General features: G+C 60.9%; 22 protein-coding genes. 10 read left to right on the forward strand and 12 right to left on the reverse strand.

Translation table 11 applies throughout. The annotated features are described in order from the left end of the window. Positions 1-37 precede the first annotated feature (37 nt). Both ispA and WG29040_RS21795 read right to left on the reverse strand, forming a co-directional pair. Positions 38-925: a (2E,6E)-farnesyl diphosphate synthase gene (gene ispA / locus WG29040_RS21790; RefSeq protein ID WP_127196863.1), complete on the reverse strand. Its 888-nt coding sequence runs from the start codon at positions 923-925 to the stop codon at positions 38-40. Continuing rightward, positions 922-1164: an exodeoxyribonuclease VII small subunit gene (locus WG29040_RS21795; RefSeq protein ID WP_003444260.1), complete on the reverse strand. Its 243-nt coding sequence runs from the start codon at positions 1162-1164 to the stop codon at positions 922-924. The genes ispA and WG29040_RS21795 overlap by 4 nt, the downstream gene beginning before the upstream one ends. Before the next feature lie 1147 nt (positions 1165-2311). Here WG29040_RS21795 and WG29040_RS21800 point away from each other — a divergent pair. From WG29040_RS21800 to WG29040_RS21810, 3 genes are all read left to right on the forward strand, one after another. After that, positions 2312-4816, forward strand: a complete 2505-nt coding sequence (locus WG29040_RS21800) for a heavy metal translocating P-type ATPase (protein WP_127196864.1) — start codon at positions 2312-2314, stop codon at positions 4814-4816. A gap of 41 nt (positions 4817-4857) precedes the next feature. Next, on the forward strand, positions 4858-5346 hold the full coding sequence (gene cueR / locus WG29040_RS21805) for a Cu(I)-responsive transcriptional regulator (RefSeq protein ID WP_010655462.1): 489 nt from the start codon (positions 4858-4860) through the stop codon (positions 5344-5346). A 63-nt stretch (positions 5347-5409) separates the two neighbouring features. Continuing rightward, entirely contained in the window at positions 5410-5604 is a 195-nt protein-coding gene (locus tag WG29040_RS21810) for a heavy-metal-associated domain-containing protein (protein ID WP_127196865.1), read from the forward strand. Between the two features lie 463 nt (positions 5605-6067). On the opposite strand, the gene ppa is transcribed toward WG29040_RS21810, so the two are convergent. The 7 genes from ppa to WG29040_RS21845 form a co-directional block, all read right to left on the reverse strand. After that, positions 6068-6595 carry an inorganic diphosphatase gene (gene ppa / locus WG29040_RS21815; protein ID WP_003444254.1) on the reverse strand — a complete coding sequence of 176 codons (528 nt, stop codon included), beginning with the start codon at positions 6593-6595 and terminating at the stop codon, positions 6068-6070. A gap of 113 nt (positions 6596-6708) precedes the next feature. Continuing rightward, a complete protein-coding gene (locus WG29040_RS21820; RefSeq protein ID WP_003444253.1) occupies positions 6709-7530 on the reverse strand; it encodes a zinc-dependent peptidase in 822 nt (273 codons plus the stop codon). Positions 7531-7545: 15 nt separating this feature from the next. After that, positions 7546-8193, reverse strand: coding sequence for a DedA family protein (locus WG29040_RS21825; protein ID WP_003444252.1), 648 nt, complete (start codon positions 8191-8193; stop codon positions 7546-7548). 247 nt (positions 8194-8440) lie between these two features. After that, the gene (eutC, locus tag WG29040_RS21830) at positions 8441-9250 is read right to left on the reverse strand and encodes an ethanolamine ammonia-lyase subunit EutC (RefSeq protein WP_010655463.1); all 810 of its coding nucleotides are present in this window, start codon (positions 9248-9250) and stop codon (positions 8441-8443) included. A 2-nt stretch (positions 9251-9252) separates the two neighbouring features. Further along, positions 9253-10653: an ethanolamine ammonia-lyase subunit EutB gene (locus WG29040_RS21835; protein WP_127196866.1), complete on the reverse strand. Its 1401-nt coding sequence runs from the start codon at positions 10651-10653 to the stop codon at positions 9253-9255. A gap of 52 nt (positions 10654-10705) precedes the next feature. Further along, complete coding sequence (gene eat / locus WG29040_RS21840) at positions 10706-12154, reverse strand: ethanolamine permease (RefSeq protein WP_003444246.1); 1449 nt, start codon at positions 12152-12154, stop codon at positions 10706-10708. Positions 12155-12316: 162 nt separating this feature from the next. Further along, positions 12317-13837, reverse strand: a complete 1521-nt coding sequence (locus WG29040_RS21845) for an aldehyde dehydrogenase family protein (RefSeq protein WP_003444244.1) — start codon at positions 13835-13837, stop codon at positions 12317-12319. A 347-nt stretch (positions 13838-14184) separates the two neighbouring features. On the opposite strand from WG29040_RS21845, the gene WG29040_RS21850 reads away from it, so the two are divergent. The 4 genes from WG29040_RS21850 (at position 14185) to WG29040_RS21865 (ending at position 18439) form a co-directional block, all read left to right on the forward strand. Then, positions 14185-16071, forward strand: a complete 1887-nt coding sequence (locus WG29040_RS21850; RefSeq protein ID WP_127196867.1) for a sigma-54-dependent Fis family transcriptional regulator — start codon at positions 14185-14187, stop codon at positions 16069-16071. A 112-nt stretch (positions 16072-16183) separates the two neighbouring features. Then, on the forward strand, positions 16184-17533 hold the full coding sequence (gene mpl, locus WG29040_RS21855; RefSeq protein ID WP_127196868.1) for a UDP-N-acetylmuramate:L-alanyl-gamma-D-glutamyl-meso-diaminopimelate ligase: 1350 nt from the start codon (positions 16184-16186) through the stop codon (positions 17531-17533). Then, positions 17530-18159 carry a flavin prenyltransferase UbiX gene (ubiX, locus tag WG29040_RS21860; protein ID WP_003444235.1) on the forward strand — a complete coding sequence of 210 codons (630 nt, stop codon included), beginning with the start codon at positions 17530-17532 and terminating at the stop codon, positions 18157-18159. The genes mpl and ubiX overlap by 4 nt, the downstream gene beginning before the upstream one ends. Further along, on the forward strand, positions 18152-18439 hold the full coding sequence (locus WG29040_RS21865; RefSeq protein WP_003444232.1) for a YceK/YidQ family lipoprotein: 288 nt from the start codon (positions 18152-18154) through the stop codon (positions 18437-18439). Before ubiX ends, WG29040_RS21865 begins: the two co-directional genes overlap by 8 nt. Positions 18440-18531: 92 nt before the next feature. On the opposite strand, the gene WG29040_RS21870 is transcribed toward WG29040_RS21865, so the two are convergent. Together WG29040_RS21870 and WG29040_RS21875 are read right to left on the reverse strand one after the other, a co-directional pair. After that, positions 18532-19173, reverse strand: a complete 642-nt coding sequence (locus tag WG29040_RS21870) for an oxidoreductase (RefSeq protein ID WP_127196869.1) — start codon at positions 19171-19173, stop codon at positions 18532-18534. Positions 19174-19226: 53 nt separating this feature from the next. Continuing rightward, entirely contained in the window at positions 19227-20918 is a 1692-nt protein-coding gene (locus tag WG29040_RS21875; protein WP_127196870.1) for a C13 family peptidase, read from the reverse strand. A gap of 172 nt (positions 20919-21090) precedes the next feature. On the opposite strand from WG29040_RS21875, the gene WG29040_RS21880 reads away from it, so the two are divergent. The 3 genes from WG29040_RS21880 to WG29040_RS21890 are packed head-to-tail and all read left to right on the forward strand — an operon-like array spanning position 21091 to position 22779. Next, on the forward strand, positions 21091-21453 hold the full coding sequence (locus tag WG29040_RS21880) for a CidA/LrgA family protein (RefSeq protein WP_003444223.1): 363 nt from the start codon (positions 21091-21093) through the stop codon (positions 21451-21453). After that, complete coding sequence (locus tag WG29040_RS21885) at positions 21450-22166, forward strand: LrgB family protein (protein ID WP_003444217.1); 717 nt, start codon at positions 21450-21452, stop codon at positions 22164-22166. The genes WG29040_RS21880 and WG29040_RS21885 overlap by 4 nt, the downstream gene beginning before the upstream one ends. Before the next feature lie 10 nt (positions 22167-22176). Continuing rightward, a complete protein-coding gene (locus WG29040_RS21890; protein ID WP_127196871.1) occupies positions 22177-22779 on the forward strand; it encodes an LON peptidase substrate-binding domain-containing protein in 603 nt (200 codons plus the stop codon). A gap of 13 nt (positions 22780-22792) precedes the next feature. On the opposite strand, the gene WG29040_RS21895 is transcribed toward WG29040_RS21890, so the two are convergent. Further along, the gene (locus WG29040_RS21895; RefSeq protein ID WP_127196872.1) at positions 22793-24109 is read right to left on the reverse strand and encodes a bifunctional DedA family/phosphatase PAP2 family protein; all 1317 of its coding nucleotides are present in this window, start codon (positions 24107-24109) and stop codon (positions 22793-22795) included. Between the last annotated feature and the right edge of the window lie 13 nt (positions 24110-24122).

Here is a 24122-nt window from a genome sequence, read left to right on the forward strand (position 1 = left end):
GCATTAGACACTGCCTGAAAAACCGGATTTTCCAGGTCTAGTGGCGACGTTCGACTATGTATCGAGCCAGTGCGCGCAGCGGATCGGCTGTAGTGTCAAAAGATTGCAGCGCATTGAGTGCCTGGTCACGCAGCTCCAGCGCATAGGCTTTGGCGCCATCCAGACCCATCAGTGCCGGGTAGGTCGGTTTGTCCCGTGCAATATCGGCGCCCTGGCGTTTGCCCAGGGTTGCGGTATCGCTTTCAACGTCGAGAATGTCGTCCTGAACCTGGAATGCCAGGCCAACCGCCCGTGCATAGAGGTTCAGAGCCTGCAGATCATCAGCACTGGCATGGCCGCTGGCCAGGGCGCCCAGCTGTACGCTGGCCTCGATCAGAGCGCCGGTCTTGTGCCGGTGCATGAATTCGAGAGCGGTCTGATCAAGTTTGATTCCGACCGAACCGAGATCGATCGCCTGTCCGCCAACCATGCCCGCCGGGCCGGCAGCGAGGGCCAGAGCTGCGACCATGCGCAAGCGTGTCTCAGCATCCAGAGTATTGAGTCGCGGATCCAGCAGGGCGCTGAATGCAAGGCTTTGCAGGCCGTCACCGGCCAGAATCGCGCAGGCTTCATCGAACGCTTTATGGGTGGTCGGCTGGCCGCGACGCAAGTCGTCATCGTCCATTGCTGGCAAGTCATCATGCACCAGCGAATAGGCGTGGATCAGCTCCACTGCACAGGCCGCACCATTGGCTTGCTCGGCCGCGGCACCCAAGGCTTCGCAGGCGGCATAGGCCAAAAGCGGGCGGACCCGTTTGCCGCCGTTCATCACGCTGTAGCGCATTGCTTCATAGAGGCGGGCCAACTCCGCAGACGGAGCGACAAACAAGCGCTCAAGCGCCGCGTTGACGCGGTCCTGGCTGCTGGTCTGGTAGGCATCAATCATTCTGGCTGTTCCGCTTCAAAGGGCTCTTGGGCCAGTTCACCATCACGCTCAAGCAGAATTTGCACTTTCTGTTCAGCTTGAGCCAGTGCGCCTTGGCAATCACGGGTCAAGCGGATGCCTTGCTCGAAGGCGGTCAACGAATCTTCCAGTGACAGCTCGCCATTTTCCAGACGCTCGACCAATGATTGCAGGTCAGCGAGGGACTGTTCGAAATCCAGGGCAACTTTTTTGCGGGCCATAGCGGCATTCTCGGTAGGCGTTAAAACCGGCTGACACTAGCAGACGGCGGGTTCCGGGGCAAATCCTCGGCCCCTGCCTGTCCGCCCTGACGGGGACCGGAATGCCCGTGATGGCAACACAATGGCCGATCTGCAAGATCGCGCGGCCTGGGGATCGCGGGCAAGCCCGCTCCTACAGGGATTTGTGCTGGCTGGCGGATCTTGTGGGAGCTGGCTTGCCAGCGATGGCATCACTGCGGTCTGGCGGAACGACCGGGGTGCCAGCGGATCGCGAGCAAGCTCGCTCCTACAGGGGGTTGTGGTGGCTGGCGGTAATCTTGTGGGAGCTGGCTTGCCAGCGATGGCATCACTGCGGTCTGGCGGAGCGACCGGGGTGCCAGCGGATCGCGAGCAAGCTCGCTCCTACAGGGGTTTGTGGTGGCTGGCGGTAATCTTGTGGGAGCTGGCTTGCCAGCGATGGCATCACTGCTGTCTGGCGGAACGACCGGGGGGCTAGAGGATCGCGAGCAAGCTCGCTCCTACAGGGGGTTGTGGTGGCTGGCGGATCTTGTGGGAGCTGGCTTGCCAGCGATGGCATCACTGCTGTCTGGCGGAACGACCGGGGGGCTAGAGGATCGCGATCAAGCTCGCTCCTACAGGGGTTTGTGGTGGCTGGCGGTAATCTTGTGGGAGCTGGCTTGCCAGCGATGGCATCTCTGCGGTCTGGCGGAACGACCGAGGTGCAGCGGATCGCGAGCAAGCTCGCTCCTACAGGGGGTTGAGGGGGCTGGCGGTAATTTTGTGGGAGCTGGCTTGCCAGCGATGGCATCACCGCTGTCTGGCGGAACGACCGGGGGGCTAGAGGATCGCGAGCAAGCTCGCTCCTACAGGGGTTTGTGGTGGCTGGCGTATCTTGTGGGAGCTGGCTTGCCAGCGATGGCATCTCTGCGATCGGGCAACGTCCGTAAAACCTTAAACCCCGGAGCAGGGGATACACCGGGATGCTTGCTTTGGCGTTTTCAACAGCTCGCAGCCTCGCGTTGCTTGGTAGCGACTACGATATGCGGCATGCACTGCGCAGAGATCTTATGGCGGTCAAGCCCCTTGACCTTACCATGCTGGGAAGCTTCAAGATCGGCTCAATCGTGACATTCAAGGAGAGTTTCCAATGGCTAGCGTTTCGCTTCAACCAGAGTCCAAAGCATCCGCGCGCCTGAGTCTGCCGGTTGAAGGCATGACGTGCGCCTCGTGCGTCGGTCGGGTCGAACGTGCGCTCAAGGCGGTCCCGGGTGTGCAGTCGGCCGTGGTCAACCTGGCCACCGAGCGCGCCGATGTCAGCTTCAGTGGCGTGGCCGATCCGCAGGCGGTAGTAGATGCCATCGAGCGCGTGGGCTACTCGGTGCGTGAAGAAACCACCGAACTGTCGATTGCAGGCATGACCTGTGCCTCGTGTGTGGGCCGGGTCGAGAAGGCGCTGGCGAAGGTGCCCGGCGTGCGGCAGGCCAGCGTCAACCTGGCCACCGAGCGCGCCCGGGTCACTCACCTCGCCGGGGCCGTTTCTGCTGCCGACCTTGAGGCCGCAGTGGAGCGGGCGGGGTATACGGCGCGACGCTTGTCTGCCGACCTCCCGGATGCGGGCGAGCAGGACGACCAGCGGCGCGAGGGCGAGGCCCGGGGGCTGCAGCGGTCCTTGCTGGTTGCCGCCATCCTCAGCTTGCCGGTGTTCATTCTGGAGATGGGCTCGCACCTGATTCCCGCCATGCATCATTGGGTGATGACGGTCATCGGTCAGCAGACCAACTGGTACATCCAGTTCGTGCTGGCCACGCTGGTGCTGTTCGGGCCGGGGCTGCGTTTTTTCCGTAAGGGTGTTCCGGCCCTGCTGCGCGGTGCTCCGGACATGAACTCGCTGGTGGCAGTCGGGACCTCGGCGGCATACGGTTATTCGCTGGTCGCGACCTTTGCCCCTCAAGTGCTGCCCCAGGGCACCGCCAATGTGTATTTCGAAGCGGCCGCGGTCATCGTCACTCTTATTTTGCTTGGCCGCTCGCTGGAGGCCCGGGCCAAGGGCCGAACCTCACAGGCGATCAAACGTCTGGTCGGGCTGCAGGCCAAAACCGCGCGGGTAGAGCGCAACGGTGAAACCCTTGAACTGCCCCTCGAGCAGGTGACAACCGGGGACGTGGTGCTGGTACGTCCGGGGGAGAAAATCGCCCTCGATGGCGAGATTGTCGAAGGCGCCTCCTATGTCGACGAGAGCATGATCAGCGGCGAGCCGGTGCCGGTGCATAAAACTGCGGGTGCTCAAGTGATTGGCGGCACGATCAACAAGACCGGCGCTTTCAGTTTTCGCGTGACCCGGATCGGGGCCAACACGGTGCTGGCGCAGATCATCCGTCTGGTCGAGCAGGCCCAGGGTTCCAAGCTGCCGATCCAGGCGCTGGTGGACAAGGTCACCATGTGGTTCGTCCCGGCCGTGATGGCAGCGGCCACCCTGACCTTTGTGGTCTGGCTGATCTTCGGGCCGACCCCGGCGCTGACCTTTGCCTTGGTCAATGCGGTGGCGGTACTCATCATCGCTTGCCCGTGCGCCATGGGGCTGGCTACACCAACCTCGATCATGGTCGGTACCGGGCGCGCGGCGGAACTGGGGGTGCTGTTTCGTAAAGGCGAAGCCTTGCAGGCGCTGCGGGATGTGAGTGTGATCGCCCTCGACAAGACCGGCACCCTGACCAAGGGCCGCCCGGAACTGACCGATCTGGTGCCTGCCGAAGGCTTTGATTACGACGAAGTGCTGGGGCTGGTGGCGGCGGTCGAAACCCGCTCCGAACACCCGATCGGCGAAGCCATCGTCAGCGCGGCGAAACAACGTGGTCTGGTGATGGGTGCCATCGACAGCTTCGAGGCAACCCCGGGTTTCGGGGTGACGGCCAAGGTGTCGGGGCGGACCGTGTCGGTCGGCGCAGACCGTTTCATGACGCTATTGGGGCTGGATGTGTCGAGCTTTGTCGCGACCGCCCAACGTCTGGGGGAACAGGGCAAGAGCCCGCTTTATGCCGCCATCGACGGTCGTCTGGCGGCGGTGATTGCGGTGGCCGACCCCATCAGGGAGACCACTTTAGAGGCGATCAAGGCGCTGCACGCCCTGGGCCTCAAGGTGGCGATGATCACCGGTGACAATGCGGCCACGGCCAATGCCATCGCCCGGCAATTGGGGATTGATGAGGTGGCGGCCGAGGTCCTGCCCGACGGCAAGGTCGCGGCACTGAAGAAATTCCGGGTCAATGGTGCACGGGTGGCCTTCGTCGGCGACGGCATCAACGACGCCCCGGCGCTGGCCGAAGCGGACGTGGGGCTGGCCATCGGCACCGGTACCGATGTGGCCATCGAGGCGGCAGACGTGGTGCTGATGTCAGGCGACCTGCGTGGCGTGCCGAATGCCATCGCCCTGAGTCAGGCGACGATCCGCAACATCAAGCAGAACCTGTTCTGGGCCTTCGCTTACAACGCAGTGCTGATCCCGGTCGCGGCGGGAGCGCTATACCCGGTGAACGGCACATTGCTGTCGCCGATCTTTGCGGCGGCTGCGATGGCGCTTTCCAGCATCTTTGTGCTGGTCAACGCGCTCCGGCTCAAGGGCTTCAAGGCGCCGATGGCGGTGAGTGGCGTGTAAACGGGGGCAGTTTTTCGCGGGCAGGAGCCAGGGAGAGGAACATGATGAATATCGGTCAGGCGGCCAGTTTTTCCGGGGTTTCGGCGAAGATGATCCGCTACTACGAACAGACTGGCTTGATCCCCAAAGCCCTTCGAACCGAGGCCGGCTACCGGCTTTACAGCCCCCAGGACGCCAATGCCCTGGGCTTTATCCGGCGCGCCCGCGACCTGGGGTTCTCTGTTGAACAGATCTCGGAGTTACTGGAGTTGTGGCGCGACCGTGATCGTGTCAGCGCTGTGGTCAAGGCCATGGCGCTGACCCATGTTGCGGGTCTGAAAGCGAAAATCGCCGAACTGCAGGCGATGGCGCAAACCCTCGAAAGTCTGGCCAGTCACTGTCGCGGCAATGACCGCCCGGACTGCCCGATCATAGCCGGGCTGGCCGAGCTCAATGCTTTGGCTGCAGCGCCGCAAGCCCCGCGCCGGACACCGCGGTTCGGGCTCGACACACCGGCCTCAGCCCACCAGCGGCAGTTCGCTGAAAAGTGATTGACCTTGCCACGCTGGCAAACTTCAACGTAGCGGTTCACCTTAAATAATCAGGAGATCCCCATGCATCGTCTTCATATCCCCAACATGACCTGCGGCGGCTGCGCCCGATCCGTCACCAAAGCGCTACTGGCCGTCGACCCGCAAGCGCGCATCGAAACCGACCCGGCGGCCCGTGAAGCCAGAGTCGAAAGCCAGCTGGACGAGGGCCTGTTCCACGCAGCGCTCAGCGAAGCCGGATACCCGGACAAACACTGATCAGCAGCACCGGCGAGTTTGCAGGATTGATGTTGGCTGTCGACAACCATGTGGGAGCTGGCTTGCCAGCGATGGCGGCCTACCTGAAGGGCCGCGGCGCCGGTGCTCTGAAGCAAGCTCGCCCCTGCAGGGCTGGCAGGCTGCGGCTTTGTGGCAGGCATTAAAAAACCGGCTTGTGGCCGGCTTCTCGGGGGCGGGTTTGGCTTATTTTTGGTAAGCCGTACTCGCCTTCAATTTAGACATCCAGGCCCTGAGTGTCAGGGGTGGGGCGTGGCGGCTTATTGCTGCCTTGCCTGCGATCCGGCCTGCTCGATGCAGGGCGCGGTGCTTATGTGGCGCGAATCATACTGGGATTCAATGTCGTTTCCCAGCGAAAACAGCTCAATTTTCAGGCATAAAAAAACCTCGGCGAACCGAGGTTTTGGTGTGAGCCAAGCCTGCAGCAACGCAGGCCGGGGTTCACTTAGCCTTTGTAGGCCGCTACCGACTTCATGATCTCGGTACGGGCTGCTTCTGCATCGCCCCAACCTTCGATCTTCACCCATTTGCCTTTCTCGAGATCTTTGTAGTTCTCGAAGAAGTGCTGGATTTGCTGAATCAGCAAAGGTGGCAGGTCGGTGTACTCTTTCACGTCAACGTACAACTGGGACAGCTTGTCGTGAGGGACTGCAACGACTTTGGCATCGCCACCGCCGTCGTCGGTCATGTGCAGGATGCCAACCGGACGGGCACGGATTACCGAACCTGGCGCTACCGGATATGGGGTAACAACCAGCACGTCGAGGGGATCACCGTCGTCAGCCAGGGTGTTAGGGATGAAACCGTAGTTGGCTGGGTAGAACATCGGGGTTGCCATGAAGCGGTCAACGAACAGGCAGTCGCTGTCTTTGTCGATTTCATATTTGATCGGCGCGTGGTTCGCCGGAATCTCGATGGCGACGTAGATGTCATTCGGCAGGTCTTTGCCAGCCGGAATCTTGCTGTAGCTCATTGGGCGGTGCCCCCGTGTATAGGCCAGTTTACTTGGCCGATTTGGCCAAAAAGTGGCGGCGATTATAGGCGTATTCCGCTAACGCCGTCACGTCTGGCCGGTTTAGTGGTGCGTCACGTCCGGTTAACGGACCCTCGGTACTCGGGGTGCCCGCTTTGTAGCGTTTGCAGCCGGGTCAGCGGGTCTTGCCGGTAGAACAGGCTGAGCTGCTGGTACACCTTGGGGTAGGCGTGGGTCAGCAGGTCCGGTGCGCTGAAGAAGTATTCGCTGGTGACCGCGAAGAACTCTGCCGGGTTTTCGGCCGCATACGGATCAATGGGCGCGTGAGCCGGGTCGTGGTGATCGAGGTAGTGATTGAGATGGTCGTAGGCTTGTTGCATGGCCTCGGTCCAGTCGCCCAGGTGCATGCTGCTGTGCAAGGGCGGCATGCCATTGGCGGCACCATTGAGCATGTCGAGTTTGTGCGCCAGTTCGTGAATCACCAGGTTGTAGCCTTCCCAGCCGCCACTGGACAACACGCCAGGCCAGGCCAGCACCACCGGGCCATGTTGCCAGGCCTCACCGCTGTGGGTGCCTTGCCATTCGTGCTCGACTCCACTGGAGTCGCGATGACGCTGGGGGCTGATGAAATCATCGGGGTAGAGCACTATTTCGTGGAAACCCTGATACCAGTCCAGTTCGCCCAGGTTGAGCAGCGGCAGCTGTGCCTGGGCGGCCAGCAACAGGCGGCCTGCATCGGTGAGTTCAACCCCGGGCATGGGGGTCAGGTGTTTTTCTTGCAGAAATAACACGCTGTGCTCACGCAGCCATTTGTCCTGGGCGTCGTCCAGCCCGTCGAGAATACTCAGGTGCTGGCGCACGTCATGCCATACGTTTGCCGCGACCGGGTGTTGCGCCAGAATCCGCTGGCGCCGCCATTCACTCAGAGACCACATGCGGGCGGCCCCCTATCAGGCTTTGGATGGGCTGCGGCCCATGCGGCTGCGGATCACACCAATGATCATCGGTACCAGAGACAGCAGGATGATGCCCACTACCAGCAACGACAGATTGGACTTGATGAAGGGCACATTGCCGAAGAAGTAGCCCAGGGTTACCAGGCCGCCGACCCAGAGGATGGTGCCGAAGACACTGAACATCAGGAAGCGCGGGTAGAACATGTGTGCCACGCCGGCAACAAAAGGCGCAAAGGTGCGGAAGATTGGCAGGAAGCGCGCCATGGTCACGGTTTTACCGCCATGACGTTCGTAAAAATCGTGGGTCTTTTCCAGGTAATCGCGGCGGAATATTTTCGAGTTCGGATTACTGAACAATCGCTCGCCGGCGGTTCGTCCTATGACGTAGTTGGTGCTGTCGCCCAGAATTGCCGCCACCATCAGCAGGCCGCCCAGCAATACCGGGTCCATGCCACCGCCCGCAGCCACTGCGCCGGCAATGAACAGCAGGGAATCACCCGGCAGGAACGGCATGACCACCAGGCCGGTTTCACAGAAGATCACCAAAAACAGGATGGCGTAGATCCACACCCCGTAATCTCTTACCAGCATGTCCAGGTACACATCGAGATGCAGGATAATGTCGATCGGGTTGAAATCCATGTAAAGCACCTGTGCTGATGACCCGGCTCTGCAGGTCCGTGCGGGAAAGGGAAGGGTATTTAACTACAAGAGATGTAGTTTTTTCGTACATCTCTTAAAAAAGCGGATTATACGGATTGGTGCAAGTCTTGTTGGTTGAGTTTGTAGCGAGGCGTGTATTGGCTCGCAGCGGCTGGCTAATCAACCCTGGGAGCGAGCGTGCCTCGCCAAGCACACAGCTCGCTCATACAGAGTCATGGCCCAGTGTTTATTCACCCTTGAGCAGGAAATTCTCGCTGGGGGCCGCTGATTCTATGGTGTGTACCTGTGCTTCGTCCTTCAGGTTGACCCCCGACAATTGCCGACGACAGGCTTCACGCATCAAGTAAACCAGCCGATGGGCGGCCATGGCGTAGCTCAGCCCTTCGAGCCGCACGTTAGAGATGCAGTTGCGATAGGCATCGGTCAGGCCGATCTTTGGCCCGTAGGTGAAGTACAGACCCAGACTGTCTGGGGAGCTGAGGCCGGGGCGTTCGCCGATCAGCATCACCACCATTTTTGCTCCCAGCAGTTCGCCGATTTCATCGGCGACGGCGACCCGTCCTTGCTCCACCAGAATCACCGGTGACTGGCTCCAGTTTTCAGTGGCCGTTTGCTCCTGCATGCGGGCCAGAAAGGGCAGGGTGTGGCGATGAACCGCCAGCGCCGATAGCCCGTCGGCTACCACTATGGCGACATCGATCGCGCCAGGATGAGCCAGGGCGTAGTCGCGCAATTGCTGCGCCGAGTCGTCGTCAAGTTTGCGCCCCAGATCCGGCCGTTGCAGATAGCTGTGGCGATCAATGGCGGCGCTGTGCAGCAGCAGCGTTTGCTGTCCGCGCTCGGCAAGCTGGCTGCTAAGCCCCGCGTGGTCAAACGGCAAATGCACCGCATCCCGGGCCTGGGCGTGGGCAAACTGAAAATCCAGCTGGGCCCCGGTGGGCATGCTGGTGCCGGTGCGGCCCAGGGCAATGCGCGCCGGGGTCAGGCGGCGCAGTTCCAGCCAGGGGTTGAGACTGTCGGTGGGGGTAGTGGCCATGTTCAGCGTCCTCCCAGATGAGCCAGTGCCAGGCGAAATGCCGGCGGCAGTTGATGGCCGAATTCGATGCGGCCATCGGTCTGGGTGAAAATCCCGATCTTGCTCAGCCATTGCTCGAACTCGGGGGCAGGTTTGAGGCCCAGGGTTTTTCGCGCATACAGCGCGTCATGGAACGAGGTGGTCTGATAGTTGAGCATGATGTCGTCCGAGCCCGGAATGCCCATGATGAAGTTGATCCCGGCCACACCCAGCAGGGTCAGCAGGTTATCCATGTCGTCCTGGTCGGCTTCGGCGTGGTTGGTGTAACAGATGTCGCAACCCATCGGCACGCCCAGCAGCTTGCCGCAGAAGTGGTCCTCAAGCCCGGCGCGGATGATTTGCTTGCCGTTGTACAGGTACTCGGGGCCGATAAAACCCACCACAGTGTTGACCAGAAACGGTTTGAAATGCCGCGCTACCGCATAGGCCCGGGTTTCGCAGGTTTGCTGGTCGACGCCGAAATGCGCGTTGGCCGACAGCGCGCTGCCCTGGCCGGTTTCGAAATACATCAGGTTGTTGCCCAGGGTGCCGCGGTTGAGGCTTAAACCGGCCTCGTAGCCTTCCTGCAATAGATTCAGATTGATCCCGAAGCTGGCGTTGGCGGCTTCTGTACCGGCAATCGACTGGAATACCAGATCCAGCGGTACGCCACGGTTGATCGCTTCAATCGAGGTGGTGACATGGGTCAGCACACAGGATTGGGTGGGGATCTCATAACGCTGGATGATGGCGTCGAGCATGTTCAGCAGGTCGCAGATCGAGGCGATGCTGTCGGTGGCCGGGTTGATACCGATCATGGCGTCGCCGTTGCCGTACAGCAGGCCATCGAGAATGCTGGCGGCAATTCCCGCCGGATCGTCCGTGGGGTGGTTGGGTTGCAGGCGGGTAGAGAGCCGCCCGCGCAGGCCCATGGTGCCGCGAAAACGGGTGACCACCCGGATCTTCTGCGCCACCAGAATCAGGTCCTGCACGCGCATGATTTTTGACACCGCAGCGGCCATTTCCGGGGTCAGGCCCGGCGCCAGGGCACGCAGGCTCTGTTCGTCGGCGGCGTCGCTGAGCAGCCAGTCACGAAAACCGCCCACTGTCAGATGGCTGACGGCGGCGAAGGCGAGCGGGTCATGGCTGTCGATGATCAGCCGGGTAACTTCATCGGATTCGTAGGGAATCAGCGCTTCCTGCAGGAACCAGGAGAGCGGGATGTCAGCCAGGGCCATTTGCGCAGCGACCCGTTCACCGTCGTTGAGCGCGGCCACTCCAGCCAGGAAATCCCCGGAGCGTGCCGGGCTGGCTTTGGCCATAAGGTCTTTGAGGCTGTCAAAACGGTAAGTCTGAGTGCCTACCGCGTGAGAAAAAGTTGCCATTCAGGATGCTCCTCAACGCCAGACGCCACGCGTCTGGCGGGTTTCTCAGCGACTAGTGCAGGGCTTGCTCGGCTTTTTGGATCGCCGCGAATTCCTCTTCAGGCGTACCGGCCACCAAGTGGTGCCGACTGTAAAAAGCGAAGTAGGCAATTAATACGCCATAGATCACGGCAGCGCCAATCACAACGCGCGGGTCCACCAGGAAACCGGCCACGACCGCGACGCAAGCCAGCACCAAAGCGATGCCTGAAGTGAAGATTCCGCCCGGAGTGCGGTATGGACGCTCCATTTTGGGGCGACGAATACGCAGGGTGATGTGTGCAGCCATCATCAGCACGTAGGAAATGGTCGCGCCAAACACCGCCACCAGAATCAGCAAGTCCCCCTGGCCGGTCAGTGACAGGCCAAAACCGATGATGCCGGGGATGATCAGCGCCAGTACCGGCGCTTTGCTTTTGTTGGTTTCGGACAATTTACGCGGCAAATAGCCGGCACGGGACAGGGCGAAGATCTGACGCGAATAGGCGTAAATGATCGAGAAGAAACTGGCGATCAAACCGGCCAGGCCCACCAGGTTGACGAAACTGCCCATCCAGGTTGAGCCGCCATAGGCCTTGCTCAGTGCTTCAACCAGCGGGTTGCCCGAGGCCATCAAGTGGTGCGCGCCCGCAGCGCCGGGGCCGATGACCAGAATCAGCAGGGCAAAGGTGACGAGTACCAGCATGGCGCCGATCAGGCCGCGAGGCAGATCGCGCTTAGGGTTTTTGGTTTCTTCGGCGGCCAGCGGCACGCCTTCGACGGCGAGGAAAAACCAGATCGCATAAGGGATTGCGGCCCACACGCCGACATAGCCGAATGGCAAGAAGGTGCTGGCGCCTTTGGCCTCGGTAACCGGAATATCCAATAGGTTGGCGACGCTGAAGTGCGGCACCATCGATACCAGGAACACGCCCAGGGCAATCGCGGCCACGGCGGTGATGACAAACATCAGTTTAAGGGCTTCACCCACGCCGAAAATGTGAATGCCGATAAAGATGATGTAGAACGCCAGATAGATCATCCAGCCGCCAATCCCGAACAGCGACTCGCAATAAGCGCCGATGAATACGGCAATCGCCGCGGGGGCGATGGCGTATTCAATCAGGATCGCGGTGCCGGTCAGGAACCCGCCCCACGGCCCGAATGCGCTGCGGGCAAAGCCATAGCCGCCGCCAGCGGTGGGAATCATCGATGACAGTTCGGCCAGCGAAAAGCACATGCACAGGTACATGGTGGCCATCAGCAATGTGGCGATGAACATTCCGCCCCAGCCGCCCTGGGCCAGGCCGAAGTTCCAGCCGGCGTAATCGCCGGAGATGACATAGGCCACACCCAGGCCCACCAGCAGGACCCAGCCGGCAGCGCCTTTTTTCAGTTCGCGTTGTTGAAAATATTCGGAGCCGACCTTTTCAAAGTCGACCGAGGAGGCTGACGCCGGAGCGCCAATGGGTTCGCTAGGCATGTGAGTGCACCTGTTCTTTTATAGTTTGGAAAATATGACAGGGAGCAAAGCAAGAGCTGGGCCATGGGGCCTGATGTAGAGCGGCTTGCTCTGTAGGAACGAGCTTGCTCGCGAGCTTTTTACGGCTCGCGGGCAAGCTCGCGCCTACGGAGGTCAGAGAGGTTAGAAGAAGCCCAGCGGGTTGATGTCGTAGCTCACCAGCAGGTTTTTGGTCTGCTGATAGTGGTCGAGCATCATTTTGTGGGTTTCACGGCCGACCCCGGACTTTTTGTAGCCGCCGAACGCGGCGTGGGCCGGGTACAGGTGGTAGCAGTTGGTCCAGACGCGACCGGCCTTGATGGCGCGGCCCATGCGGTAGGCGCGGTTGATGTCGCGGGTCCACAGGCCGGCACCCAGGCCGAACTCGGTGTCGTTGGCAATCGCCAGGGCTTCGGCTTCGTCCTTGAAGGTGGTGATGCTGACCACCGGGCCAAAAATTTCTTCCTGGAACACACGCATTTTGTTGGTGCCCTTGAGCAGCGTCGGCTGGATGTAGTAGCCGGTTGCCAGGTCGCCTTCGAGCTTGGCTACCTGGCCGCCGGTCAGCAGTTCGGCACCTTCAGCCTTGGCGATTTCAAGGTAAGACAGGATCTTGTCGAACTGCTGCTCCGAGGCCTGGGCGCCAACCATGGTGTCGGTGTCCAGCGGGTCGCCGCGTTTGATCGACGCAACCTTCTTCATCACCACTTTCATGAAGTCGTCGTAGATCGATTCCTGAATCAGCGCGCGGGAAGGGCAGGTGCACACTTCGCCCTGGTTGAAAAATGCCAGCACCAGACCTTCGGCCGCCTTTTCAATGAAAGTCGGTTCGGCCTGCATGATGTCGGCGAAGAAGATGTTCGGCGACTTGCCGCCCAGTTCAACGGTGGAAGGGATGATGTTCTCGGCGGCACATTTCATGATGTGCGAGCCCACCGGGGTCGAGCCGGTGAAGGCGATTTTGGCGATGCGTTTACTGGTGGCCAGCGCCTCGCCAGCTTCTTTGCCGAAGCCTTGCACCACGTTCAGCACGCCCGGAGGCAGCAGATCACCGATCAGTTCCATGAACACGGTGATGCTCAGCGGGGTTTGCTCGGCCGGTTTGAGCACGATGCAGTTACCGGCAGCCAGCGCCGGAGCGAGTTTCCAGGCGGCCATCAGCAGCGGGAAGTTCCACGGAATGATCTGCCCGACCACGCCCAGCGGTTCGTGGATGTGATAGGCCACGGTGTTGCCGTCGATTTCGGCCGCGCTGCCTTCCTGGGCGCGGATGCAACCGGCGTAATAACGGAAATGGTCAGCTGCCAGGGGGACGTCGGCGTTCAGGGTCTCGCGTACCGCCTTGCCGTTGTCCCAGGTTTCGGTCACGGCCAGCAGTTCGAGATTCTGTTCGATACGATCGGCAATTTTAAGCAGCACCAGCGAACGGGCCTGAACCGAGGTCGAGCCCCAGGCGTCAGCAGCGGCATGGGCGGCATCCAGGGCTTTTTCGATGTCTTCTGCTGTTGAACGCGGGAATTCGGCGATGGGTTTGCCGTTCACAGGCGAGGTATTGGTGAAGTACTGGCCTTTGACGGGCGCCACGAATTCGCCGCCGATGTAGTTGCCGTAGCGGCTCTTGAACGAGACGACAGAGCCTTCGGTACCGGGTTGTGCGTAACGCATGGGGAGTGTCTCCTGGCTTTATTGTGCTTATGGGAGGACGCGCTGTGGCGTTGTCATATGCAAGAGCAAAGGCCGGGCCATATTGTCTGCAGGGCTCTAGGCTGGGGCTCACATGGATATAGGGGCAGTAGGGGTGGCAGTCGCTGTCACGGGCTCGATACAGTTGCCGTGACACTTTGTACCAAAACAGGTGCAGATGATGACCGACGGGTCAGTTGGCGATTGCAAAGCCCGGCCGGCAAGCAGATGCTGAGTGTTCGGTCTGGACCTGGATCCATGTTGGCGAAGAGGGTAAATGTGCCCCTGCCGGACATGAGACCGCCGATACAGCGCGGAGAATAATAAGAATGCACAGCAGTGATTTAAGCCGGCACGCCCGGCAGGTTCTCGATGTCACCCAGGGCCGCCCCCAGGGGTGCGACCCTTCTATCGTCCGTTCCTGGCAGCGCTGCCTGGAGGACTACCACCTCGATCCCGCACAAACCATTGCACCGACGGTGCTGGAGCACGGGCGCATTCTGGAAGGTCGCGAGCGTTTGCAGCAGGTGCTGCAAATCGCCGGGCACGAGATGAACAGCCTGCATCAGCAACTGTCGGGGGCCGGGCACGCGGTACTGCTGACCGATGCCCGCGGGGTCATTCTCAACTGTGTAACGGCGGCGACCGAACGCAAAGTGTTCGAGCGGGCCGGGCTGTGGCTGGGAGCTGACTGGAGCGAGGCCCGCGAGGGTACCAACGGGATTGGCACCTGTGTCGTGGAACGCCAGGCCTTGACCATTCATCAGGACGAACATTTTCGTGGCCGCCATACCGGGCTGACCTGTTCGGCAAGTCCGGTATTCGATCCCCAGGGCGAATTGCTGGCGGTGCTGGACGTGTCCTCGGCGCGGCATGACGTTTCGCGCCAGAGCCAGTTTCACACCATGGCCCTGGTCAACCTCTCGGCGCGGATTATCGAAAACAGTTATTTTCTGCGGCACTTCGAAAACCAGTGGCTGCTGCGCTTTCACCTGCAGGCCGAGTCGGTGGGGCTGTTCAGCGAAGGGATGCTGGCGTTCGATGGCGACGGCGCCATCTGCGCAGTCAATCAGAGCGCCCTGAATTTGCTGGGGCATGAGCGGGGCGGTCTGCTGGGGTTAACAGTCGACAGCCTGTTCGATTGTCCGCGGGACGAACTGTTCGCCCGTGCCAGCACCCTGGCCAGCACCAACTGGCCCCTGCGCACCCGCGACGGTCGCCGCTTGTATGCGGCGGTGCGTGGTCAGCCGCGCAGCGTGCCGTGCGCGGTCAAGCCGCAGGCCGAAGCCGTGGTGCCCCGGGTGAGTAGCATTTGCCTGGGGGACCAGGCCCTGCAGACCGATTTTCGTCGTGCCTTGCGGGTGTTCGAGCGGGATGTGCCGTTATTGATCAATGGCGAAACCGGTTCGGGTAAAGAAGCCTTTGCCAAAGCGGTGCATCAGGCCAGCTTGCGTAACGGCAAAGCATTCGTCGCCCTCAATTGTGCGTCGATCCCCGAAAGCCTGATCGAAAGCGAGCTGTTCGGTTATCGCGGCGGCAGCTTTACCGGAGCGCGCAAAGAGGGGATGCAGGGCAAATTGCAGCAGGCCGATGGCGGCACCCTGTTTCTGGACGAGATTGGCGATATGCCCCTGGTGCTGCAAACCCGTCTCTTGAGAGTGCTGGAAGATCGCCTGGTGGTACCGATTGGCGGTGAACCGCTGGCAGTCAATGTGCGCATCATCAGCGCCACGCACCGCAACTTGCAGGAACGCGTGGCTGACGGCAGTTTTCGCGAAGACTTGTATTACCGTCTTAATGGTCTGGAGATCGGTTTGCCGGCGTTGCGCGAGCGCAGTGACAAGTCGCAGTTGCTGGATTTTCTCCTGGCCGAAGAAGCGGCTGACCAGCACCTCGTGCTCAAGCCAGCGGCACGCCAGGCTTTGCTGGATTTTCAGTGGCCGGGCAACGTCCGCCAGCTGCGCAACGTGTTGCGCACTCTGGCGGCGTTGTGTGAAAACCAGACGATCGAGTTCGATGACTTGCCCATGGCCATTCGCCAGGCCCCCGCCACGGCTGCCGTCCCCTGTGCGCAGCCGCTGGAAAACGCTGAAAAACTGGCCCTGCTCGAGGTACTGGAGCTGCACCGCTGGCATATGACCCATGCCGCCGTGCAGCTGGGGATCAGTCGCAATACGCTGTACAGAAAGCTGCGCAAGCACGGGATAGAGCGATAGCTTATTTTGCGGGAGCCGGCCGGGCGGCTCCCGCAAAAGAAGGCATTTGAATCATCAGGTGCGAAAAACAACCCCCTGCGATACCCTTCGCCGATGATTTTCGAGGTCGACTATGCACATTCATATTCTTGGTATTTGCGGCACTTTCATGGGTTCGCTGGCTGTTCTGGCCAAAGAACTGGGTCATCACGTTACCGGTTCCGACGCTAACGTCTATCCGCCAATGAGTACCCAGCTGCAAGCTCAAGGCATTGAGTTGACCCAGGGCTATGATCCGGCCCAGCTCGACCCGGCACCCGATCTGGTGGTGATCGGCAACGCGCTGTCCCGTGGCAACCCGGCCGTCGAATACGTGCTGAACAAAGGCCTGCCTTACGTATCGGGCCCGCAATGGCTGGCCGATCACGTGCTGCAAGGCCGCTGGGTACTGGCTGTGGCTGGCACCCATGGCAAAACCACCACCAGCAGCATGCTGGCCTGGGTTCTGGAGCATGCGGGCATGGCCCCGGGCTTCCTGATAGGTGGTGTGCCGCAAAACTTTGCGGTGTCGGCCCGTCTGGGTGATACGCCGTTCTTCGTGGTCGAGGCCGATGAGTACGACAGCGCCTTCTTCGACAAGCGTTCAAAATTTGTGCATTACCGTCCGCGCACCGCGATCCTGAATAATCTTGAGTTCGATCATGCGGACATCTTCCCGGACTTGCCGGCCATTGAGCGCCAGTTCCATCACCTGGTGCGCACCATCCCGAGCGAAGGCCTGGTGATTCATCCCACCACCGAGCCGGCCTTGCAGCGCGTGATCGAGATGGGCTGCTGGACCCCGGTGCAAACCACAGGCGATGCCGGCCAATGGCAGGCCAAACTGCTCAGCGAAGACGGTTCGTGCTTTGAAGTGTTGTTTGAAGGCAGCGTTCAAGGCACCGTCGAGTGGGACATGACCGGCCAGCACAACGTGGCCAATGCCCTGGCGACCTTGGCGGCGGCACGCCATGTGGGTGTGGTGCCAAGCCTGGCGATTGACGGATTGAGCGCGTTTAAAAGCGTGAAACGGCGGATGGAGAAAGTCGCTGAAGTTCACGGCATCACCATTTACGACGACTTTGCCCACCACCCGACTGCCATTGCCACGACCCTTGATGGTCTGCGCAAACGCATCGGCGACGCGCCGCTGATTGCCGTCATCGAGCCGCGCTCCAACTCCATGAAACTGGGCGCCCATCGCGACGGCTTGCCGCAAAGTGTGGTGCAGGCCGATCACGTGGTCTGGTATGCCCCGGCCAATCTGGGCTGGGATCTGGCGGCGACGGTGGCCTCAAGCCCTGTGCCGACTCTGGTATGCGATTCGCTGGAGGCGATCATTGCCGAGGTCAAGCGCCATGCCAAACCCGGTACTCAGGTGGTGATCATGAGCAACGGCGGCTTTGGCGGCCTGCACGGCAAATTGGCGGAAGCCCTGCAATGAGTGGCCCGGAACGCATCACCCTGGCGGTAACCGGTGCCTCTGGCATGCAATACGCGCTGCGCCTGCTCGATTGCCTGGTGCGGGAAGACCGTGAGGTGCATTTCCTGATTTCCAAGGCCGCGCAATTGGTGATGGCCACTGAAACCGATGTCAGCCTGCCGCCCAAGCCACAGGCCATGCAGACTTTTCTGACCGAATACACAGGAGCTGCCGCCGGGCAGATTCGCGTCTACGGCAAGGAAGACTGGATGTCACCGGTGGCGTCAGGCTCCGGAGCACCGGCCGCCATGGTGGTGGTGCCCTGTTCTACGGGGACGCTGTCGGCCATTGCCACCGGCGCCTGCAACAACCTGGTTGAGCGGGCTGCGGATGTCACGCTCAAAGAGCGCCGGCAGCTGATTCTGGTGCCCCGTGAGGCGCCGTATTCCAGCATCCATCTGGAGAATATGCTCAAGCTGTCGAACATGGGGGCGGTGATACTGCCCGCCTCGCCGGGCTTCTATCACCAGCCACAAACCATCGATGACCTGGTGGACTTTGTGGTGGCGCGAATTCTCAACCTGCTCAATATCCCGCAAGACATGCTGCCACGCTGGGGCGAGCACCATGTGGGCGGCGATGAGTAAGGTTGTGCTGCTGATGCTTGCGGCTATGCATGTCTGTGGTTGCGCCAGTGTTCGCACGCTGGACGCGGCCAAACCGGGGGCGCCGATTGTCTATTCCGGCACCCGACTGGACATGTACGCGTTACAGGGCGGGTGCTGTGCGATGGACCGCTTTGGTGCCGATGCCCCGCGCTACCCGGGGCTGGACCTGCCAGCCAGCGCATTGCTCGATACGCTGCTGTTGCCCTTGTCGGTGTTGACGGTGCTGGGTGTGGGCTATCAGGCCAGCGGTGGTTTGTAGTCGCTGCCAAAGGCTGCTGGCTCTGTGCTGCGCAGGACTACGCCCCCCGGTTTTATAAAGCTCGCAGCCTTTGGCAGCGACCACAGGGTGGATTATTTACCCAGCCTTCTCAGTTCATCGGACTCGACCACCCGCACCCCATCCTGCTCTTCCAGGGCCAGGCGCCATAGGGCACGAGCCAGCTGGCAGGCCTCGATACCGTGGTATTTGCCCGGGATCAGTCTGGACAGGGGCGCCGCCAGCTGCTCCGCCAAACGCGGTTCTGTACGCTCACCGATCAGCAGCGACGGGCGGGCAATGGTCAGCTGCGGCCAGCCCTGGGCGCGCAATGATTGCTCCATCTCGCCTTTGACCCGGTTATAGAACACCGACGATTTAGGATCGGCCCCTATCGCGCTGAGCACTATCAGGTGCCGCGCCCCCATTTCCCGTGCGCGTTTGGCAAAGGCTACGACCATGTCATGGTCGACGGCACGGAAGGCTTCTTGCGAGCCCGCCTGCTTGATGGTGGTACCCAGGCAGCAAAATGCGATATCGACCTGTCCGCTCAGCTCTGGCAGAAACACCGACGGATCGCCCACCGGATTTTCCAGGTGCGGATGTTTGGCCAGCGGTCGCCGTGAGGGCGCAAGTACTCGGGTGATGGTGGGTTCGTTAAGCAACCGGTCGAGCAGATGTTCGCCGGTAAGACCGGTAGCTCCTGCAAGCAGGATGTGCTGAGGCGTCAAGTACATGCGTGGTTCTCCCTTGATACATCCAGCTTAGTCTTAGTTAGCTGACTTGCAGTTCATTCAGGTGACTGCAAGGCCTGTTTTGCCTGTTGCTGGCGCAAGCGTTGCCAGTGCGCCAGGACACCTTTTGGCGCCCATATCTGCGGCTCGGAGGGCTCGTAGCCGTCAGTCTGCTCGCGCTCGGCGATATAACCTCTGGCCAGTTTGAAAGCTTTTTGCAGGTCGTCGGTCTGATTCAGCGCCTGAGCGAACAGGGCATTGCCGAAGTAAGTGAAGTCGGCTTCTTCCGAGCAGCCAAAAGACACGCGGTCGGCCCGGGATGCGGTCATGATCAGGGTTTTGTCATCTTTGAGCGCCGGGATAAACCCGCCGGAGTAGCAGGATGAAATCACGATAATCTTGTCCCGGTTTTTCAGCGGTGCCAGGGCTGCGGCCAGTTCGTCGGCAGGCAGGTCTGCCAGCTCCAGGCGCGGTTGATCCAGTACCAGTTCATGCTCCTGGGTGCCGTGACTGGTGAGGTAGATAAACACCAGGTCTTCGGGGCCGGTACGCTCGGCCAGGGTTTTGGCTGCGCGGTGCAGGTTTTCGCGGGTGGCCATGGGCTGGTCCACCAGATGGTCGCGATGGTTCACCAGGTTGATCTGGCCGTGGCTGCCGAAGCGGGTGGCGAGCATGTTGTTGACGTATTCGGCTTCACGCATGAACACACTTTGCTTGCCGTCGCCCGCCAGCACCAGGCTGTATAGCTCTACGTCGGGGGTCGACGCAGGTACTGCATCCAGAGCGTCTTTGAGCAGCGTTCCCTGATTGAGCAGGCCCAGTTCCAGCGGGTCGGGCAGCAGGTTGCCATTGGCATCGCGTACCCGTTGTCCGTTAAGCCAGTAGCCGCTTTCGACGGTGCCATCGGCCAGGGTCAGGGTGCCATGCCCCTGATAGGTGTCCGCGGCAAATTCACCGATATAGCTGCTGCCGTCGGCCATGCTCAGGTGGCCGGGGCCATTGAACCGCCACTCATTGAACATGCCGCGATAGTGCGAGCCATCAATGCCGATCAGTTCGCCCTTGCCGGTCAGGGCGCCATCTTTGAACTCGCCGATCCAGACATCGCCGTCAGCGTTTTCATAGCGGCCTTTGCCGTTCAGTTGATTGTGTTTGAATGCGCCTTCGTACTGGTCGCCATCGGCACTGTTGAACACGCCGTTGCCTTCCAGCTCGCCATTGACGAACTGGCCGCTGAATTCATTGCCGCTGGCATCGCTGCGCTTGCCTTCGCCGTTGGGTTTACCGTGGGCGAACTGCCCCTGGTACTGGCTGCCGTCTTCAAGTTCAAGATGGCCAACGCCGGAGAACTGATCGTCCTTGAACTCGCCGCGGTAGCTCATGCCACCTTCTTTGAGCGTGCCCTCACCCTCGCGCCGGCCCTGCTTGAAGCCGCCGACATAGGTGCTGTCGTGGGTGGTCAGGCTGCCCTGGCCGCTGTACTGGCCCTGTTCGAAGCCGCCGCTATAGACGTCGCCGTTGCTGGCGTGCCATTCACCCTGGCCGTGCCACAGGCCATTTTTGAAATCGCCGGTATACCAACTGCCATTCGGGTAGTCGATACGGCCCTGACCTTGCAATAGCCCGTTGACCACTTCGCCTCGATAGCGGCCGCCATCAGGCAGGCGTGCGTCGGGAGGCATCAGCGATTCGCCGTCTCCGCAGGCCGTCAACAGCAGGGTCAAAGCAAGGGGGGCAAGTGGGCGCATAGCGGGATCCGGATAGTTAGGCTTGCGAGTATGCCGTAGCAAGGAGAGCCGCTCTATAGGGCTGGATGAAACATCCTGGTAATTGCGTGACCATCGCCATGGTTTGGCAATGCCGGCTTGTGAGGGGACGTGCTTATAATGCGACGCAAAAAATATTTGCTGGAGAATTGAGATGTTGTTACGCGGCTTGACGTGGCTGGTGCTGTTTCAATTGCTCGGTACTGCCCTTAATCACTTGTTCGTCCCCGTGTTGCCCGGCCCGATTATCGGTCTGTTGCTGCTGCTGGTATTTTTGCTGCTGCGCGGCCAGGTCGGCGAACCCCTGAGCCAGGCGGCCAGCAGTTTGTTGCGCTACCTGCCGCTGCTGCTCGTCCCTCCTGCCGTCGGAGTCATGGTGTATGCCGCCGATATCGCGGCTGATTTTTGGGCCATTGCCGGTGCCCTGGTGCTGTCACTGCTGATCTCTATGGCGTTTGTCGGTGTGCTGATGCAGCGCTTGCTCAAGGGGCACAGTCACCCCGGGGAGCGGCCATGAACCTTGAGTGGCAGGGCGCCTGGGCGTCGGTAATCCATCACCCGCTGTTTGGCATCGGGATTACCCTGGGCGCTTATCAACTGGTGCTGGCGGCCTATGAAAAAACCCGCTGGATTTTCCTGCAGCCGGTGTTGGCGTCGATGTTGCTGGTGATCGGGGTCCTGGTCAGTTGCGGTCTGAGTTATGTCGAGTACCGTAAAAGCACGGAAATCCTCAGCATCCTGCTTGGCCCGGCCACTGTGGCGCTGGCGGTGCCGCTGTATCTGAATCTGCGGCGAATCCGTCAACTGTTCTGGCCCATTTTTACTACGCTGGTGATTGGCGGAGTCCTGGCCACCGGACTGGTGGTTTTGCTGGGCTGGTGGTTTGGCGCCGAGCATATGATGCTGATGACCCTGGCGCCGAAGTCGGTTACTTCGCCGATTGCGATGCTGGTCGCAGAACAGATCGGCGGTGTTGCGCCCCTGGCGGCGGTATTTGTGCTGATTACCGGAGTAATCGGCGCGATAGTCGGCCCCGGGCTGTTGCGGCTTTTGCGGGTGCATAGCCCTGAGGCCCGGGGTATGGCGCTGGGCATGACCGCCCACGCGGTGGGCACCTCGGTCGCGTTGCAAGAAGGCGAGGAGTGCGGCGCTTTTGCAGCGCTGGCCATGAGTCTGATGGGCGTAGGTACGGCAGTTTTCCTGCCGTTGGCTGTAACCCTGGTTGTCTAAGGAAAAATATATGAGCTTGCCGCTGTTTCCATTGAACACCGTGCTGTTTCCGGGCTGCGTGCTGGACTTGCAGATTTTCGAGGCGCGCTATCTGGACATGATTGCCCGTTGCATGAAGCAAGGCACGGGTTTTGGTGTGGTGTGCATCCTGGAAGGCGGCGAGGTAGGAGAGGCGCCCCAGGATATCGCCCGGATTGGCTGTGAAGCGCTGATTCGCGATTTTCAGCAGCAGGACAACGGCCTGCTGGGGATACGGGTCGAGGGCGGACGGCGCTTTGAGGTATTGAGCACCGAGCTTCAGGGCAATCAGTTATTGCTGGCCGAGGTCGACTGGCTGGACGAGCTTCCCGAACAGCCGCTGGAGCACGAAGACCAGGACCTGCTGGCATTGCTCAAAGCCCTGGCGGAACACCCGATGGTGGCTGCGTTGAACATGAGCACTGAAGTGCCGGGTCAGCAGGCACTGGCAAACCAGTTGGCCTACCTGCTGCCCTTTGCCGAACACCACAAGCTCGAACTGCTGCAGGTCGATGACCCGCAGCAGCGTCTGGACGGGATTCAGGTGCTGCTCGACGAGATGCAGAGCGAGGCGCTGGGCGAAACCCTGATGTAGGCGTCGGGCTGCATCAATAGGTGTAACGCAGCAACTCGCGGGACAAGTCGTGCAGCATGAAAAAGCCATACAGTGCAACGATTGCCGGCAGGATCAGCCACCAGATTTTCTGCGGTATCGGCTGCAGCGGCATGTAGCGCTGGCTCAGCGCCAGGGCAAAAGCGTTGACCAGGATGGCGAGCAGGGCGCCGGCCATGATGTCGGTTGGCCAATGGGCCCCCAGATACACCCGCGACAGCGCCACGCTGATCGCCAGCAAGCAGCCCAGCAGGACCCAGGTAATGCGCATGCGCTGGGGTTGTTCGCGCCCGGCCAGAATCGCCAGGGCGATAAAAAACGCAAATGAGCCGGAGCTATGGCCGCTGGGCATGCTGTAGGTGGTCAGCGGATCCACCAGCACTTCGGGGCGCATGCGGGCAAAGAAGTGTTTGGTGGCGGTGTTGGCCAGGGCCGTAAACAGCGTCACCCCGCCAAAAAAGATCATCGCCCGCCACTGTTTGGTGACCAGCAGCAATCCGCAGAGCAGCGCCGCGGCCACAAACTGGGTGTGGAAGTTGCCTATTTGCGTGACCAGCACGGCGCCGAGATCCATCGCGCTGCTGCGGTGCTCCTGCAGCAGCGCACTGATGCCACGGTCAAAAGCGCCCATGTACGGATAGCCCGCGAACACCGCGATCAGCAGCGCCAGACCCAGGGCGCCGATCAATAACGTGGCTTTGGGTTGGCGGCGGATGCTGGCATTGATGCTCAGCCCCAGCAGTGCAGCCAGGCCCGCGGCGACGATGGCTGCTTGCGGCCAGAACCCTTCAGGCAACGGCAGGCGAATCGCGGCCCCTGTTGCCCAGCCCGGCACCAGATAGGCCACCGACCAGCCAGCCCCGGCCATCAGGCTGACAATGATGAAGCGCGGGACCGGCATGTCGCACATGCCTGCCACCATGGGCAGCATAGGACGCAGCGGGCCGATGAAGCGTCCGACCAGCAGGCTGGCAATCCCGTAGCGTTGAAAATAGCCTTCGGCGCGGTTTATCCATTCAGGATGGTGGCGCAGCAAGGGCAGGCGCCGGATGTTTTGGTGGAAACGTCTGCCCAGAACGTAGGACACAACGTCTCCGGTCAGACCACCGAGCAGCCCCAGCAACAATGTTTCACCCAGTGACATCGCGCCATTGCCTGCCAGAACGGCGATCGCGAACAGCAATATGGTGCCCGGAATGATAAAGCCGATGATCGCCAGGCATTCAAAGAACGTCACTAAAAATACGGCAAGGCCCAGCCATTGCGGGTTGGCCGTTAACCAGCCGGTCATGCTATCGAGCCATGGGCCCATGCTAAAACTTCCT

The sequence above is a fragment of the Pseudomonas sp. PAMC 29040 genome (genome assembly GCF_003994535.1).
In the GTDB taxonomy this organism is placed as follows: Bacteria; Pseudomonadota; Gammaproteobacteria; order Pseudomonadales; family Pseudomonadaceae; genus Aquipseudomonas; species Aquipseudomonas paraversuta.